Genomic DNA, 16,477 nt, shown 5'->3' with positions numbered 1-16,477 from the left:
TTGTAACCATTACCGCATCTTTGCCTTATCAAATTAAAATTTACAAAATAAAAATATAGAATTATGTGCGGAATTGTATGTGCCTTTGATCTAAAACAAAAAGCCGAAACTTTAAGACCTCAAGTATTAGAAATGTCTAAAATCATTCGTCACCGTGGACCAGACTGGAGCGGAATTTACAGTAATGATAAAGCAATTCTTTCGCATGAGCGTTTGGCGATTGTAGATCCAGCTTCAGGAAAACAACCTTTATTTACAGAAGATAAAAAATTGGTTTTGGCTGCAAATGGTGAAATTTACAATCACAGAGATCTTCGTAAGCAATTTGAAGGAAAATACAACTTTCAAACAGAAAGCGATTGCGAAGTTATTTTAGCACTTTACAAAGAAAAAGGACCTCATTTTGTTGATGAAATGAACGGAATCTTCGGATTTGCAATTTATGATGTTGATAAAGATGAGTATTTTGTTGCTCGTGACCACATGGGAATTATTCCATTATATATTGGTTGGGATCAGCATGGAACTTTTTACGTTGCTTCAGAATTGAAAGCTTTAGAAGGATATTGTACAAAAATTGAATTGTTTCCTCCAGGACATTATTTATCAAGCAAAGACGGTGAATTTGTACAATGGTACAAAAGAGACTGGACAGAATATGATGCTGTAAAAGACAACGAAACAAGTATTCCAGAAATCAAAAAAGCACTGGAAGCGGCAGTTCACAGACAATTAATGAGTGACGTTCCTTACGGAGTTTTACTTTCTGGAGGTTTAGATTCGTCTATTACTTCGGCTGTTGCCAAAAAATATGCAAAAAACAGAATCGAGTCTGATGATACAACAGAAGCTTGGTATCCGCAATTGCACTCGTTTTCAGTTGGATTGGAAGGTTCTCCTGATTTAGCAGCTGCAAGAAAAGTGGCAGATCATATTGGAACTATTCACCATGAAATTAAATTCACCATTCAGGAAGGTTTAGATGCTGTTCGTGATGTGATTTACAACCTTGAAACATACGATGTAACTACAGTTAGAGCTTCAACTCCAATGTGGTTAATGGCGAGAGTTATCAAGTCAATGGGAATCAAAATGGTTCTTTCTGGTGAAGGTGCAGATGAGTTGTTTGGAGGATATTTATATTTCCACAAAGCGCCAAATGCTAGAGAATTCCACGAAGAAAACGTTCGTAAATTAGGAAAACTTCATATGTATGACTGTTTGCGTGCGAACAAAAGTTTGGCTGCTTGGGGAATTGAAGGTCGTGTACCATTCTTAGATAAAGAATTTATGGATGTTGCGATGCGCATCAACCCACAAGATAAAATGATCAACAAAGAGCATCCAATGGAAAAATGGGTTGTTCGTAAAGCTTTTGAAGAAATGCTTCCGGAAAGTGTTGCATGGAGACAAAAAGAACAGTTTTCTGACGGAGTAGGATATAGCTGGATTGATACATTAAAAGAAGTTGTTGCAAGAGAAGTTTCGGATGAGCAATTAGCAAATGCGAAATACAAATTCCCATTGCAGACACCAACTTCAAAAGAAGAATATTACTATCGTTCAATTTTTACAGAACATTTCCCAAGCGATGCTGCTGCGTTATGTGTGCCTCAGGAAGCAAGCGTTGCGTGTAGTACAAAAATCGCTTTAGAGTGGGATGAAGCTTTCAAAAACATGAACGATCCTTCTGGAAGAGCTGTAGCAAGTGTTCATGACGACGCTTATGTTAAAGCATAAACAAGTATAATTTTAGAATTAGTATATATATTGCAGAAAAACGTTCTCTTAATTGAGGACGTTTTTCTTGTCTTAAGTTGTTTAGATTGTATGTTTTCAGGTAGTTAAAAATAATTTTGGCGATAATTTGACTTTCTTTTTTATATTTGACATTCGTCGAAATAAAGTTAAATGCCTGATATTATAATAGGATTATAAAGGAAAAGCAGAAAATAATATTTAGTTTTGCTGCAGATTATAAAGTATAATCGTTTTTGCAGCTAATTGGCTTCATATAGTGAGTTTGAAGAAAATAATAAGTAAAAAAAATTAGAATATGTCTGGATTATTAGCCGTAATTGGCAAAGGAAAAGACCCAAAACTTGTACAAGAGCTTTCAGCAAGAATGTCTCATCGCGGACCAGATGAGAGTGATTTGCACATTATGGATAACGGAAGCGTGCTTTGTCACGAAAGTTTATCAATCGTCGACTTAAATACTGGCAAACAGCCTATTCAGGGAACAAATAGAGCCTGGATGATTCATGATGGCGAAATTTATAATTATCAAGAATTAAAAAACACGATTTTAAAAGATCACACTTTCAGAACCAATTCAGATTCAGAAGTTATTGTGCATTTGTATGAAGAATTTGGATATAATTTCTGCAATAAATTGGATGGAGATTTTGCTTTCGTTATAATCGATGGAGATGATTATATCGCAGGTAGAGATCCAATTGGAGTGAAACCGTTATATTATGGTTTGGATGAAAGAGGAAGAATTTATTTTTCTTCTGAAATGAAATCAATTGCAGATCAATGTAAATCGTTTTCAACTTTCCCTCCAGGGCATTATTATACTGCAAAAACTGGTTTTGTTAAATATTACCAGCCAGATTGCGAGGATCATAAAAAAGCAATTGAAAGTTTAGATTTAGGCTTAATCCGTGAGAGTTTGATTGAGGCTACACGTAAACGTTTATTAAGCAATGTTCCTTTAGGAGCTGTCATGTCAGGAGGTTTGGATACTTCTTTGATTTCTTCAATAGCATCACGATTATTAAAAGAAAATGGACAAAAACTGCATTCATTTTCTATTGGTTTAAATGCCGATGCTCCTGATAATATCGCAGCAAGAAAAGCAGCTGAGTTTTTAGGAACAGAACATCATGAAATTCATTTTTCGGTTGAAGAAGGCGTTAAAGTATTGGAACAAGTAATTTATCATATTGAAACTTATGATATTATTTCAGTAAGATCTGGCGTGCCGATGTATATTTTATCAAAAGCAATTGCTGATGCCGGAATAAAAGTTCTTCTTTCTGGCGAAGGTGCCGATGAAATTTTTGGTGGACATTTATATTTTAGAAATGCGCCATCAACAGAAGCATTTCAGGATGAAACTATTGAAAGAGTTCAAAAGTTGTTTACTGCCGATTTATTGCGTGTTGATAAAACTACAATGGCGCATGGTTTGGAGGCAAGAGTTCCATTCCTGGATACTGCATTTTTAGATGTTGCTATCCGAATCAAACCAGAAGAGAAACAGCCAAAAACATATGATGGTATTGAAAAATATATTTTAAGAAAAGCATTTGATACTCCAGAAGATCCTTATTTGCCGGCAGAAGTTTTATGGCGTCAGAAAGAGCAGTTTTCAGATGGAGTAGGTTATAAATGGGTTGATGAATTGATTGAATATTGTGCTTCACAAGTAACAGACGAGCAATTAGCCGGTGCAACTGCAGAATTCCCATACAATTCTCCAACAACAAAAGAAGCTTATTTATACAGAAGTATTTTTCATAAATACTATCCTCAGGTAAGCGCTGCGCATACGGTTCGTAAATGGATTCCGAAATGGCAGGATAATCTTGATCCGAGTGGAAGAGCAAATGCGGCACACGTAAAAGTGCCAGGTGTGGAGCTTTTGAAATCTTAAATTTCATTTTAAAAGAAAGTTTTTAAGAATTATAAATTATTAAAACCGAAACTACATTTTAAATGTGGTTTCGGTTTTTTTATTCTCCATTATATTGTTTTACGGAATGTCGTAAAATATTAAAAGTAAGTTAATAAGGATTTTGTGTTTAAGAAAAATATTATATTTGGTTACCAAGAATAATATAAATTCAAACCATTTAACAACCTATGAGAAACCTATTACTAAGCGGAATCCTATGCTGCTCATTAATTTCCATGAGCTCAGTTTATGCACAAAAATCGGTGTCGCCTAAAGAGACGCCAAAATTTATTACAAATGTCGAAGGTGTCAAAGAATATTCTTTAAAAAACGGATTAAAAGTTCTTTTGATTCCTGATGCTTCTCAAAGCAATATGGTGGTTAATATTGTTTACAATGTAGGTTCTAGAAATGAGGGTTATGGTGAGAAAGGGATGGCGCACTTGCTAGAACATATGCTTTTTAAAAGCACAAAAAATCTGGGAGATATTAAAAAAATGCTTTCAGATAAAGGAGGAAATGCCAATGGAACAACTTGGCTTGACCGAACAAATTATTATGAAGTTTTCCCATCAAATGATGAAAATCTGAAATGGAGTATTCAAATGGAAGCCGACAGGATGATTAATGCGACGATTCTGCAAACTGATCTTGACAAGGAATTTTCAGTTGTAAGAAATGAGTTTGAAATAGGTGAAAATAATCCGGATCGTGTTTTACAGGAAAGAATCGTTTCGACTGCTTATTTATGGCATAACTACGGAAATAGTACTATTGGAAGCAAAGAAGATATCGAACGTGTAAAAGCAAATACGCTTAGAGTTTTTTATGAGAAATACTATCAGCCGGATAATGCCACATTGATTGTTGCAGGTAAATTCGATGAGCAAAAAACATTACAATATGTAGGTCAGTATTTTGGAGCTGTTCCAAGACCTAAAAGAGTTTTAGATAAAACTTATACAATTGAGCCTGCGCAAGACGGTGAAAAATTTGTAGAGTTAAAAAGAGCAGGAGAAAGCAAAAATATGGGTGCACTGTATCATACAGTTTCTTATGCTGATAAAGATTATGCTGCGCTAGATGCTTTGGGAGAAATCTTAACCGCAGATCCATCAGGATATTTATATAAATCATTGGTTGAAACTCAAAAAGTTTCCAGTTTGTATTTTTGGCAGCCAACAGTGAGAGATGCAAGTTATATGTATTTTGGATTTGCTATACCTAATGACAAAGACATTAAAGCAACACAAGATATTGTTAGAGCAGAATTGGATAAAATCATCACAACGAAATACACAGATCAGGACGTAAGCAGAGCTCAGGCGAAAATTATTAAACAAATTGATGCAATTAAAAATAATACGATTTCATTTGCAATTAATTTGACTGAAATTATTGGCTCTGGAGATTATAGATTAGGATACCTGTATCGCGATGCTGTTGAAAAACTAACAAAAGAGGATATTCAGCGTGTTGCTGAAAAGTATTTTAGAAGCAATAATAGAACAGTAGGTATTTTTATTCCTTCAAAAGATGAACAAAGATTAAAACCTGTAGAATATACAGACGACCAAATCGTAGCATTAACTAAAGATTATAAAGGAAAGGCTTTAGAAAAAGAAGTTGCTGCTTTTGAAGCATCAATCAAGAATTTAAAACAAAATTTGACGGAAGGAAAACTGACAAATGGCGCAAAATACGGCTTGATCAAGAAAGAAATTAAAGGCGGAAAAGTTCAGGCTAATTTTAGTTTCCCTGTAAGTAATGAGAAAGATTTGAATGGGAAATCTGATGTTGGTGGTATTATGGCACAGCTACTGAAAACAGGAACAACTACAAGAAGCAAAGAACAAATTCAGGATCGTTTAGATCAATTGAAATCAAGTATTTATTTCAATTTTGATCATCAAACCTTGTCGGTTTATGTGAATACTTATAAAGAAAGTTTCAAAGAGGTTATGGGGATTTTAGAAGATTTACTTCTTAATTCAACTTTTCCGCAAAATGAATTAACTAAAACAATAGCAGAATATAATACTTATTTGGAAGGAAATTTAAATGATCCGCAATCTATTGCTTTTACAGAAATAGCGAGACAAACAACAAAATATCCAAAAGGTAGTATTTTTTACACTTCAACTACACAGGAAGAAATAGATGCTTTTAAAAATATAAAACAATCTGAAATTGTAGATTTTTACAAAAATATTCTAGGTGGAAACAACGGTTTTGGAAGTGTAGTTGGAGATTTAGATGCAAAATCAACGGGAGAAATTCTAGAAAAAACATTCGGTAAATGGAATTCTAAATCGAAATATGAACGTGCTATTCCGACTTATTTTGAAACGCAAAAACTAGATAAAGATATTATTACTCCAGACAAAGAAAATGCGGTTGCCGTAGGAAGAGTTAGTTTTAAAATGGATAGAAAAAATGCTGATTATCCTGCATTTGTCATGGCAAATGAAATATTAGGAAGCGGCGGTTTTTTAAGTGCCAGAATCCCTATGAGATTAAGAGAAAAAGATGGTATAAGCTATGGAGCCGGATCTTTTATTGATATTCCAGTTTCAAATGACGTCGCGTCATGGAGTTACTATGCCTTTTTAAATCCAACGAAAAAAAGTGCAGTTGAATCAGCAACGAAAGAAGAAATTGCAAAAGCATTAAAAGATGGATTTACGGCAGAAGAGTTAAAATCAAATTTGGTAAGCTGGCAGAATGAAAGAAAAACCAGTTTAGGTAATGATAATACTTTGATGAGACTTGTAAATACTTATTTGCAGTACGGAATTCCGCTAGAAGATTATGATGATTTAGAAAGTAAAGTAAAAGGGCTTAAAGTTGAAGAAGTTAATACTGTTTTGAAAAAGTATTTGAGCTTGGATAAAATGACATCAATTTACGCTGGAGATTTCAATAAGAAATAATAAAAAGGAAAATTTTAAATTCCAATTTAAGGAGTCTTAAAATCATAAAAACCGAGATGCATCTTACAAATGTATTTCGGTTTTTTTTATGTGTTTATAAAATTTGAAACTTGGATTTTTTGCATTTTTGGCATTTCAAATTTATAATCGCAATCTGAATTTTTATGCGATTATTATTTTTGGAATTTGGAATTTATGAATTTGGAATTTAAAATCGACTTTTTGAGCTGATTTTTTGATTTTTTAGACAATAGTGTTAATAACTTAAGCGCTTTAAATGGGATTTTAACGGATATATAATTTGCGTTTTTATATATTTGCGTGTTAGACAATAATTACATTTTTTAGAATAAATTATATGAGCGAAGAAATCAAGAAGAACAATTATTCAGCAGATAGTATTCAGGCATTAGAGGGAATGGAGCACGTAAGAATGCGTCCGTCGATGTATATTGGAGATGTGGGGGTTCGAGGGCTACATCATTTGGTTTATGAAGTTGTTGATAACTCTATTGATGAGGCGATGGGCGGACATTGTGATACTATTGGTGTTGCAATTAATGAAGACGGTTCGATTACAGTTGAAGATAACGGACGTGGTATTCCGGTCGATTTACATAAAAAAGAAGGAGTTTCAGCACTTGAGGTTGTAATGACTAAAATTGGTGCCGGAGGTAAATTTGATAAAGATTCTTATAAAGTTTCCGGAGGACTTCACGGTGTTGGGGTTTCTGTAGTAAACGCACTTTCTGTTCATATGAAATCGACAGTTTTCAGAGACGGAAAAATTTACGAACAAGAATACGAAAGAGGAAAATCATTATATCCGGTAAAACAAATCGGAGAAACAGATAAAAGAGGTACACGTCAGACTTTCTATCCTGACAATACAATCTTTACACAAACTACAGAGTTCTCTTATGATACTTTGTCTGCTCGTATGCGTGAGCTTTCTTTCTTGAATAAAGGAATCACAATTACATTTACAGATAAAAGAGAAGTAGATGAAAAAGGCGAATTCAAAAGCGAAGTTTTTCATTCAGATGAAGGTCTTAAGGAATATATCCGTTATTTAGACGGAAACCGTGAGCCAATTATTTCTCACGTAATCAGCATGGATCACGAAAAAGGTGAAATTCCTGTTGAAGTTGCCTTGATTTATAACACGAGTTATACAGAGAATATTTTCTCTTATGTAAATAATATCAACACACACGAAGGAGGTACGCATTTACAAGGTTTTAGAAGTGGTTTGACAAGAACGCTTAAAAAATATGCTGATGCTTCTGGAATGTTGGATAAATTGAAGTTCGAAATTTCCGGAGACGATTTCCGTGAAGGTTTGACTGCAATTATTTCTGTAAAAGTTGCTGAGCCTCAATTTGAAGGACAAACAAAAACTAAACTTGGAAATAGAGAGGTAGTTTCTCCGGTTTCTCAGGCAGTTGGGGAAATGCTTGAAAATTATTTGGAAGAAAATCCAAATGATGCTAAAATAATTATCCAAAAAGTAATATTAGCTGCTCAGGCACGTCACGCTGCTAAAAAAGCACGTGAAATGGTGCAGCGTAAAACCGTTATGGGCGGTGGCGGATTGCCAGGAAAATTATCTGATTGTTCAGAACAAGATCCTGCAAGATGTGAGGTTTACCTTGTCGAGGGAGATTCGGCTGGTGGAACAGCAAAACAAGGGCGTGACCGTAACTTTCAAGCAATTTTGCCTTTGCGTGGTAAAATCTTGAATGTTGAAAAAGCAATGCACCATAAAGTATTCGAAAACGAAGAGATCAGAAATATCTTTACAGCTTTAGGAGTAACAGTTGGTACTGCAGAAGATAGTAAAGCATTAAATCTTGAAAAACTAAGATATCACAAGGTAATCATCATGTGTGATGCCGATGTCGATGGTAGCCACATTTCTACCTTAATATTAACGTTCTTCTTCCGTTTTATGAAAGAGCTTATTGAAGAAGGTCACGTATACATTGCAGCACCACCTTTATACTTAGTTAAGAAAGGAAATAAAAAAGAATACGCTTGGAATGATGTTCAGCGTGATCAGGCAAACGAAAGAATGGGAGGAAGTGCCAATATTCAGCGTTATAAAGGTCTTGGAGAGATGAACGCGGAGCAATTATGGGAAACTACAATGGATCCGAATTTCAGAACTTTACGTCAGGTAAATATCGATAGTCTTGCTGAAGCTGATCAGGTTTTCTCTATGTTAATGGGTGACGAGGTACCGCCACGTAGAGAGTTTATCGAGAAAAATGCAGTTTATGCAAATATTGACGCATAAAATAAAAAATTAATAATTTCAATTCGTTTAATTGTTTAAATTTACTAGACAATTAAACGAATTGTCTTTTTAAGGAATAGACAAATAATTAATAACCGATAAAGTAAAAAATATGAAAGTTACCATTGTAGGAGCAGGAAATGTTGGAGCTACATGTGCAGATGTTATTTCTTATAGAGGAATTGCGAGCGAAGTAGTATTGTTGGATATTAAAGAAGGTTTTGCCGAAGGTAAAGCGTTGGATATTATGCAATGTGCTACAAACACAGGTTTTAATACCAAAGTTTCTGGTGTTACCAACGATTATTCTAAAACTGCTGGGAGTGATGTAGTCGTAATTACATCAGGAATTCCAAGAAAACCAGGAATGACAAGAGAAGAATTAATAGGGATTAATGCCGGGATTGTAAAAACAGTTGCCGAAAATGTATTGAAATATTCCCCTAACACTATAATTGTTGTTGTTTCTAATCCAATGGATACAATGACGTATTTGGCTTTAAAAGCTACAGGATTGCCAAAAAACAGAATAATTGGTATGGGTGGAGCTTTAGATAGTTCTCGTTTTAGAACTTATCTTTCTTTAGCTTTGGATAAACCTGCGAATGATATTTCAGCAATGGTAATTGGAGGACATGGTGATACTACTATGATCCCGTTAACGCGTTTGGCATCTTATAATGGGATACCGGTTTCTCAATTTCTTTCAGAGGAGGTACTTCAAAAAGTTGCAGCTGATACAATGGTAGGTGGTGCAACGTTAACAGGTTTGTTAGGAACTTCTGCCTGGTATGCTCCTGGAGCTTCTGTTGCCTATTTAGTAGATAGTATTTTAAACGATCAGAAAAAAATGATTGCTTGTTCTGTTTTTGTAGAAGGCGAGTATGGACAGAATGACATCTGTATTGGAGTGCCGTGTATAATTGGTAAAAACGGGATTGAAGAAATTGTAGATATTAATTTAAATGATCAGGAGAAGGCATTATTTGCGAAAAGTGCAGATGCAGTTCGTAACATGAATGACGCTTTAAAGTCGATTTTAGTATAATAAAAACATTAAAAAAAAGAAAAGGCTGCACTTTTGCAGTCTTTTTTTTGAGATTAATTAATAAATAAATTGCTTAATCATTTCGAGAATTATATATTTGCTCGGTTTAAAAAAAATGTTGTAATTCGTGATCTCGATTTTTTAGTTTTAAAATCTCATGTCAGGGCTTATTTTTAGGGAATTTAGAACCAAAAACAAACAATAAAACATAATTAATTTTTAGTAATAATGCAGAATAAAGGACTTATTAAATTTTTCGCAATTCTATTTGCATTGGTAAGTATTTACCAACTTTCATTCACTTTTGTGGCAAATAATGTCAAAGGTGAGGCTAAAGCTTTTGCAGGAGATAATCCTGATAAAGAGCTAAAATATTTAGATTCTATTGGTAAAGAGAAGGTGTTTGATCTTGGTTTTACAGATTTTACTTACAATGAAGTAAAAAACAAGCAGTTAAATAAAGGTCTTGACTTAGAAGGAGGAATCAACGTGATTCTTCAGATTTCTATTAAAGACGTTTTAAAAGGTTTGTCAAACAACTCTAAAAATCCAGTTTTTAATAAATCATTAGCTGATGCAACTGCAAATTTAGAAGGAAATAAAACTTATTTAAGTAAATTTTTTGAAGCTTTTGAAGCAAATTCAAACGGAACAGTGAAATTGGCTTCGCCAGATATTTTTGCAAACAGAAGTTTACAAGGAGAAGGCGGAATTGATTTTCAAATGACTGATGCGCAAGCTCAAAAAGTTATTAAAAGAAAAGTTGATGAGTCTGTAGAAAGTGCTTATAAAGTATTAAGAGAGCGTATCGACAAATTTGGTGTTACACAACCAAATATCCAAAAATTAGGAGAAACAGGAAGAATCTTAGTTGAGCTTCCAGGTGCTAAGGATGTTGATAGAATCAAAAAATTATTAGGTGGAAAAGCTCAGTTAGAGTTTTGGGAAACTTTCAAAATTGAAGAAATCGGTAACTTCTTAGTAGCTTCTAACGAGGCTTTGAAAAAAACTGAAATCAAAAAAACAGAAACGAAAACTGTTGCTAAAGATTCATTGAATGCTTTATTAACTGATGCTAAAGATTCTGTTGATACTAAAAAAGGAAACAATCCATTATTTGACAAAATGATCGGTCAAGGTGGTGGTCCAGTTTTAGGATATTTTGCTCCAAAAGATACAGCTACAGTTAATGCTTACTTCAAAAGAGCTGATATCAGAATTTTATTGGGTGCTGACCAACACAATGCAAAATTTGTTTGGAGTAAACCAACTACTTTAAAAGATGCTAAAGGAAAAGAAGTTGAAGCAGTTGAATTATATGCTTTAAAAGGTAACAGAGATAATGTTCCTGCAATGAGCGGTGGTGTTGTAACTGATGCTAAAGATACTTTTGATCAATTAGGAAAACCAGCTGTTTCTATGCAAATGAACAGCCAAGGTGCTAAAGTTTGGGAAGAATTGACAGGAAGAGCTTTCTCTCAAAAAGGTTATATCGCTATTGTTTTAGATGATATCGTTTATTCTGCTCCTGGAGTTACAAGTGGACCAATCGCTGGTGGAAGATCTGAAATTACAGGTTCTTTTGATGTTGCTGAAACTAAAGATTTAGCTAACGTATTAAATGCAGGTAAATTACCAGCTTCTGCAGATATTATTCAATCAACTGTTGTAGGACCATCTTTAGGTCAGGCTGCAATTGATGCTGGAACGATTTCATCTGTTGTTGGATTTTTATTAGTTTGTTTATGGATGGTATTCTATTATGGTAAAGCTGGATGGTACGCTAACCTTGCTTTATTATTAAACTTACTGTTCTTGTTCGGAATTATGGCAAGTTTTGGTTTTGTATTAACATTGCCAGGTATTGCAGGTATCGTATTAACATTGGGTACGGCTGTAGATGCGAACATTATTATATTTGAAAGAGCAAAAGAGGAATTGCGTGAAGGTAAATCATTATCTGAGGCTGTTGTAACTTCTTACGGATGGCACGGAGCAATGCGTTCTATTATTGATGCAAACGTAACACACGTTTTAACTGGAGCAATCTTGTTTATTTTTGGAACTGGACCAATCAAAGGTTTCGCATTGACATTATTAATTGGTATCGTAACTTCATTGTTTACATCTATCTTTATTGCTAGAATTTTCATTGACAGAAATATTGCTGGAAAAGGTGATTTAACTTTCTCTACAAACATTACTAAAAACTGGTTTACTAATTTCCATTTTGACTTTATTAAAATCAAAAAATTCACTTATATCTTCTCTTCAATTGTAGTTGTAGTGAGTTTAGTTTCTATCTTTTTCGTTAATGGATTAGATGAAGGTGTTGATTTTGTTGGAGGAAGAACTTTCCAAGTGAAATTCGAGAAACCAATTGATGCAACTGTAGTTTCGGATGAGTTATCTGCAGCTTTCGGAACGCCAGTTGAAGCTAAAGTTTTAGGTGATGATGATCAATTGAAAATCACTACTAAATATAAAATTAAAGAAGATGGTGTTGCTGTCGATGAAGAAGTAAACCAAAAATTATATCAGGCTTTACAGAAATATTACCCAAATACAACTTACGATAAATTCATCAACTCTTTTGATGGAAAAAGAGTAGGAGTATTGCAGGCTTCTAAAGTTGGAGCTTCTATTTCTGAGGATATCAAAACTAACTCTTACTGGGCAGTTCTTGGTGCAATGGCAGTTATTTTCTTATACTTAATGGTTTCTTTCCGTAAATGGCAATATTCATTAGGTGCGATTGCAGCTGTTGCGCATGATGTAATCTTTGTATTAGGAATCTACTCTTTATGTTATAAATTCATGCCTTTCCACATGGAAATGGATCAGCACTTTATTGCTGCGATTCTTACTGTAATTGGTTACTCTATGAATGATACTGTAATTGTATTTGACAGAATTAGAGAGTTTATCATCGGAAACCGTAAAGGAAGTTTTGAAGATATCGTAAATGCATCTATCAATACTACATTGTCTAGAACGTTGAATACTTCATTAATGATGATCATTGTATTATTAACAATGTTTATCTTCGGAGGAGAGTCAATTAGAGGATTTATCTTCGCAATGTTGATTGGTATTGTTGTAGGAACTTACTCTTCATTATTTATTGCTACACCAGTATTGGTTGATACAATTTCTAGTGATGATAAGCACACAATTGAAGACAAACACAATAAGGCTTAATTAGAAACCTTGTTTTAAATAGAAAAAGATCCAGGAAAACTGGATCTTTTTTTTGTTCTAATAATAGTTGTTTTTTAGTTTTGAATGAAACAAAGTTGAACTGCGAACTTTTGTTTAAGCCCAAGTTTTAATGACAAATTTGAATTAGAATTATGGTATCTGATTAATGCTTAAATGCAATTCGGTTAAAATCTTTTGAAAACATAAGCTTCTAATCTAGCCCCGATGGAAGCGTTATCCTTTTTCCTGCTTCTTCAGCAGGGAAAAGATATAGTCCCGATAGCTATCGGGACGGGACAACTGATCTTTTAAAATGATATATTTCTGCTTCTAAATATTATAAGAGTGAAGAAAATCGAGAATAGATTTAAACGATTGGTATTCTGATTGTAATTTGAAATTTTTGTTTCTGGCGCAAAAAAAAATCCCAATAATATGATTTATTGGGATTTTATATTTTTTTAAGATCTTTATTAAGAGGTTGCTAATGGATTTCTTTGTGCTCTAATGACAAAGAAAAGACCGATTATGATAAAAGGTATGCTTAGCCATTGTCCTGTTGAGAAATAGCCTAATTCGCTCTCAAAACCGCCTTGACTTTCTTTTACAAACTCAACGATAAAACGGACAACAAATAAAAGGACTAAAAACAATCCGAATAAGTATCCTGATTTAAGTCTTGCATTTGTTTTCCAGTATAAGAAATATAAAGCTGCAAATACAAAAATGTAACAGAAAGCTTCATATAATTGTGTTGGATGTTTTGCAGGAACCTGAGCTAGTAAATCAGCAAATTTTGGATCATGTGCAATTGCATTATAAGCTTCTTTAGGATTAGCAATTTGAGTTGCGTTAACAGCTTCTGCTTTGCTATATTTATCATGTAAAAAACGAATACCGAAAGCAGATGTTGTTTCGTGTCCGATAATTTCAGAATTGAAAAAGTTTCCTAAACGAACAAAAATAGCACCGCTAGCAACTGGAATAACAACACGATCTAAAATCCATAATAATGGGCGTTTTAGAATCATTTTGCTGTAAAAATACATGGCAACGATGATTGAAATCGCAGCTCCATGACTTGCTAGTCCTTGAAATCCTGTGAACTCAAATTTTGGTTCAAAACGGAATGGCAAAAAGATTTCAAGCAAATGGTTTCTAAAATATTCCCAGTCATAAAAGAAAACATGGCCTAAACGCGCGCCCGCTAAAGTGGCAAGAACAGTCCAAACAAATAAAGAATCTAGTTTGTCAAGTGATTCATTTTCGCGTTCGAAAATCTTTTTCATCAGGTACCATCCTAAACCAAAAGCAATTACGAACATTAAACTGTAATAACGAATCATAAAAAATCCTAAATCGATTCCTTCTGAAGGATTCCAAACCATGTTTAAGGCGTGTGTCATGTAGTATTTTGTTTTTTTTATTAATTGTAAAAATAAATATTTAAAGCAGAGTTCCTCTTTATAAAAAGTTAATGTTTATGTGAACATTTCTTTTTCGGAACTGGGTCGTAGCCGGTTCTTCCCCAAGGATGACAGCTTAAAATACGTTTCATTCCTAGATAACCACCATAAAATAATCCATGTTTTTGAAGTGCTTCGATCATGTAACTTGAACATGTTGGTTCAAAACGGCATGACGCCGGCGTAAAGGGCGAAATGGCAGTTTGATAAAAGCGCACTAATAAAACAAATGGAGTGATTGCTTTCATGGGTTTATGAAATGACTTTTTTAGATCGAAAAGCTGGTTCCTTCTTTTCCGTCTTTCAGCTGGATTCCTAAAGCGATAAGCTGATCACGAATTTGGTCAGAAAGCGCGAAATTTTTATCTGCTCTGGCTTGATTTCTCATTCCGATAAGCATATTTACAACGCCTTCTAATTTATCGTTATTGCTGTCAGAACCTTTTTCGTCGCTTAAACCTAAAACGTCAAAAACAAAAGCATTGATTGCTGTTGAGAATGTTTTTAGATCTTCAGCAGAAATGGTTTCTTTTCCGTCTTTTAATAAATTAATGTAACGAACACCTTCAAACAATTGTGCGATTAAAATTGGCGTGTTGAAGTCATCGTTCATTGCGTCGTAGCATAGCTGTTTCCATGCTCCAAAATCAATTGAACTCGTATTGCTTGCTGAAATAGTAGGCAATGCATCAAGTGCTTCCATTAATCTTTTGTATCCTTTTTCAGCTGCGGTAATAGCATCATCAGAAAAATCCAAAATGCTTCTGTAATGCGCCTGCAACATGAAAAAACGAGTTACTGAAGCAGAAAATGCTTTGCTCAAAATCGTATTATCTCCGCTTAAAATTTCTCCTGGCAAAATATTATTTCCAGTAGATTTTGCCATTTTCTTTCCGTTCAAGGTAAGCATATTGGCGTGCATCCAGTAATTTACCGGAGATTGTCCTGTGCAGGCTTCATTTTGTGCAATTTCGCATTCATGGTGAGGGAACTTTAAATCCATTCCGCCTCCATGAATATCAAAATGATTTCCTAAGTATTTTGTGCTCATTGCAGTACATTCAAGATGCCAGCCCGGAAAACCGTCGCTCCAAGGTGAAGGCCATCTCATGATATGTTCTGGTTCTGCTTTTTTCCAAAGTGCAAAATCCTGCGGGTTTCTTTTGTCTGATTGCCCGTCAAGATCACGGGTATTCGCAAGCATATCTTCAATATTACGGCCACTTAAAATTCCATAATTATTGGTTTCGTTATATTTTACAACATCAAAATAAACTGATCCATTGGCAACATAGCCAATTCCTTTATCGATAATTTTTTTGATGATTTCGATTTGCTCAATAATATGGCCAGTTGCTGTTGGTTCAATACTTGGCGGTAAAAAGTTGAAAGCTTTTAGAATATCATGAAAATCGACTGTATAGCGTTGTACAACCTCCATTGGTTCTAATTGTTCCAAACGTGCTTTTTTAGCAATTTTATCTTCACCTTCATCAACGTCATCTACAATATGTCCAACGTCTGTAATATTACGCACGTAACGTACTTTGTAATCCAGATGTAAAAAATACCTGAAAATTACGTCAAATGACATAAAAGTCCTTACGTTTCCTAAGTGAACATTACTATATACGGTAGGTCCACAAACATACATTCCAACATTTCCTTCATGGATTGGTTTGAAATCTTCTTTTTCACCCGAAAGTGAATTGTATATTTTTAGCGGTTGTGTTGTATATAATGGCATATTGATTTTTTGCTGTTTTTTTAGGAGCTAATCCTGCTATCCGCTGTATCTTTTATCTCGTAATGACGAGACCATAAAAGGATGCCGCTACTATCAGG

Annotated in this window: 9 protein-coding genes; 6 read left to right on the top strand and 3 right to left on the bottom strand. The window is 34.2% G+C overall.

Going from position 1 to position 16,477, the window contains the following annotated elements:
• Positions 1 to 63: 63 nt before the first annotated feature.
• The 6 genes from asnB (FN795_RS05335) to secDF all read left to right on the top strand — a co-directional run bounded on the left by asnB (FN795_RS05335) (position 64) and on the right by secDF (position 13,166).
• Positions 64 to 1,740: an asparagine synthase B gene (asnB, locus tag FN795_RS05335; protein ID WP_142449699.1), complete on the top strand. Its 1,677-nt coding sequence runs from the start codon at positions 64 to 66 to the stop codon at positions 1,738 to 1,740.
• A gap of 316 nt (positions 1,741 to 2,056) precedes the next feature.
• On the top strand, positions 2,057 to 3,664 hold the full coding sequence (gene asnB, locus FN795_RS05330) for an asparagine synthase B (RefSeq protein ID WP_035649050.1): 1,608 nt from the start codon (positions 2,057 to 2,059) through the stop codon (positions 3,662 to 3,664).
• A 209-nt stretch (positions 3,665 to 3,873) separates the two neighbouring features.
• A complete protein-coding gene (locus FN795_RS05325) occupies positions 3,874 to 6,618 on the top strand; it encodes a M16 family metallopeptidase (RefSeq protein WP_142449698.1) in 2,745 nt (914 codons plus the stop codon).
• 358 nt (positions 6,619 to 6,976) lie between these two features.
• Positions 6,977 to 8,917 carry a DNA topoisomerase (ATP-hydrolyzing) subunit B gene (gene gyrB, locus FN795_RS05320; RefSeq protein WP_142449697.1) on the top strand — a complete coding sequence of 647 codons (1,941 nt, stop codon included), beginning with the start codon at positions 6,977 to 6,979 and terminating at the stop codon, positions 8,915 to 8,917.
• 112 nt (positions 8,918 to 9,029) lie between these two features.
• Positions 9,030 to 9,965: a malate dehydrogenase gene (mdh, locus tag FN795_RS05315; protein WP_035649045.1), complete on the top strand. Its 936-nt coding sequence runs from the start codon at positions 9,030 to 9,032 to the stop codon at positions 9,963 to 9,965.
• Between the two features lie 228 nt (positions 9,966 to 10,193).
• The gene (gene secDF, locus FN795_RS05310) at positions 10,194 to 13,166 is read left to right on the top strand and encodes a protein translocase subunit SecDF (RefSeq protein ID WP_142449696.1); all 2,973 of its coding nucleotides are present in this window, start codon (positions 10,194 to 10,196) and stop codon (positions 13,164 to 13,166) included.
• Positions 13,167 to 13,639: 473 nt separating this feature from the next.
• Here the strand turns inward: secDF and lgt are convergent, their stop codons facing one another.
• The 3 genes from lgt to cysS all read right to left on the bottom strand — a co-directional run bounded on the left by lgt (position 13,640) and on the right by cysS (position 16,379).
• Positions 13,640 to 14,572, bottom strand: coding sequence for a prolipoprotein diacylglyceryl transferase (gene lgt, locus FN795_RS05305; protein WP_142449695.1), 933 nt, complete (start codon positions 14,570 to 14,572; stop codon positions 13,640 to 13,642).
• A gap of 68 nt (positions 14,573 to 14,640) precedes the next feature.
• Positions 14,641 to 14,880 carry a membrane protein insertion efficiency factor YidD gene (gene yidD / locus FN795_RS05300; protein ID WP_142449694.1) on the bottom strand — a complete coding sequence of 80 codons (240 nt, stop codon included), beginning with the start codon at positions 14,878 to 14,880 and terminating at the stop codon, positions 14,641 to 14,643.
• Positions 14,881 to 14,900: 20 nt separating this feature from the next.
• Positions 14,901 to 16,379, bottom strand: a complete 1,479-nt coding sequence (gene cysS, locus FN795_RS05295) for a cysteine--tRNA ligase (RefSeq protein ID WP_142449693.1) — start codon at positions 16,377 to 16,379, stop codon at positions 14,901 to 14,903.
• Positions 16,380 to 16,477: the final 98 nt, after the last annotated feature.

This window comes from Flavobacterium resistens (assembly GCF_900182645.1).
Classification (GTDB): Bacteria; Bacteroidota; Bacteroidia; order Flavobacteriales; family Flavobacteriaceae; genus Flavobacterium; species Flavobacterium resistens.
This window is presented reverse-complemented; position numbering and strand designations above follow the sequence as displayed.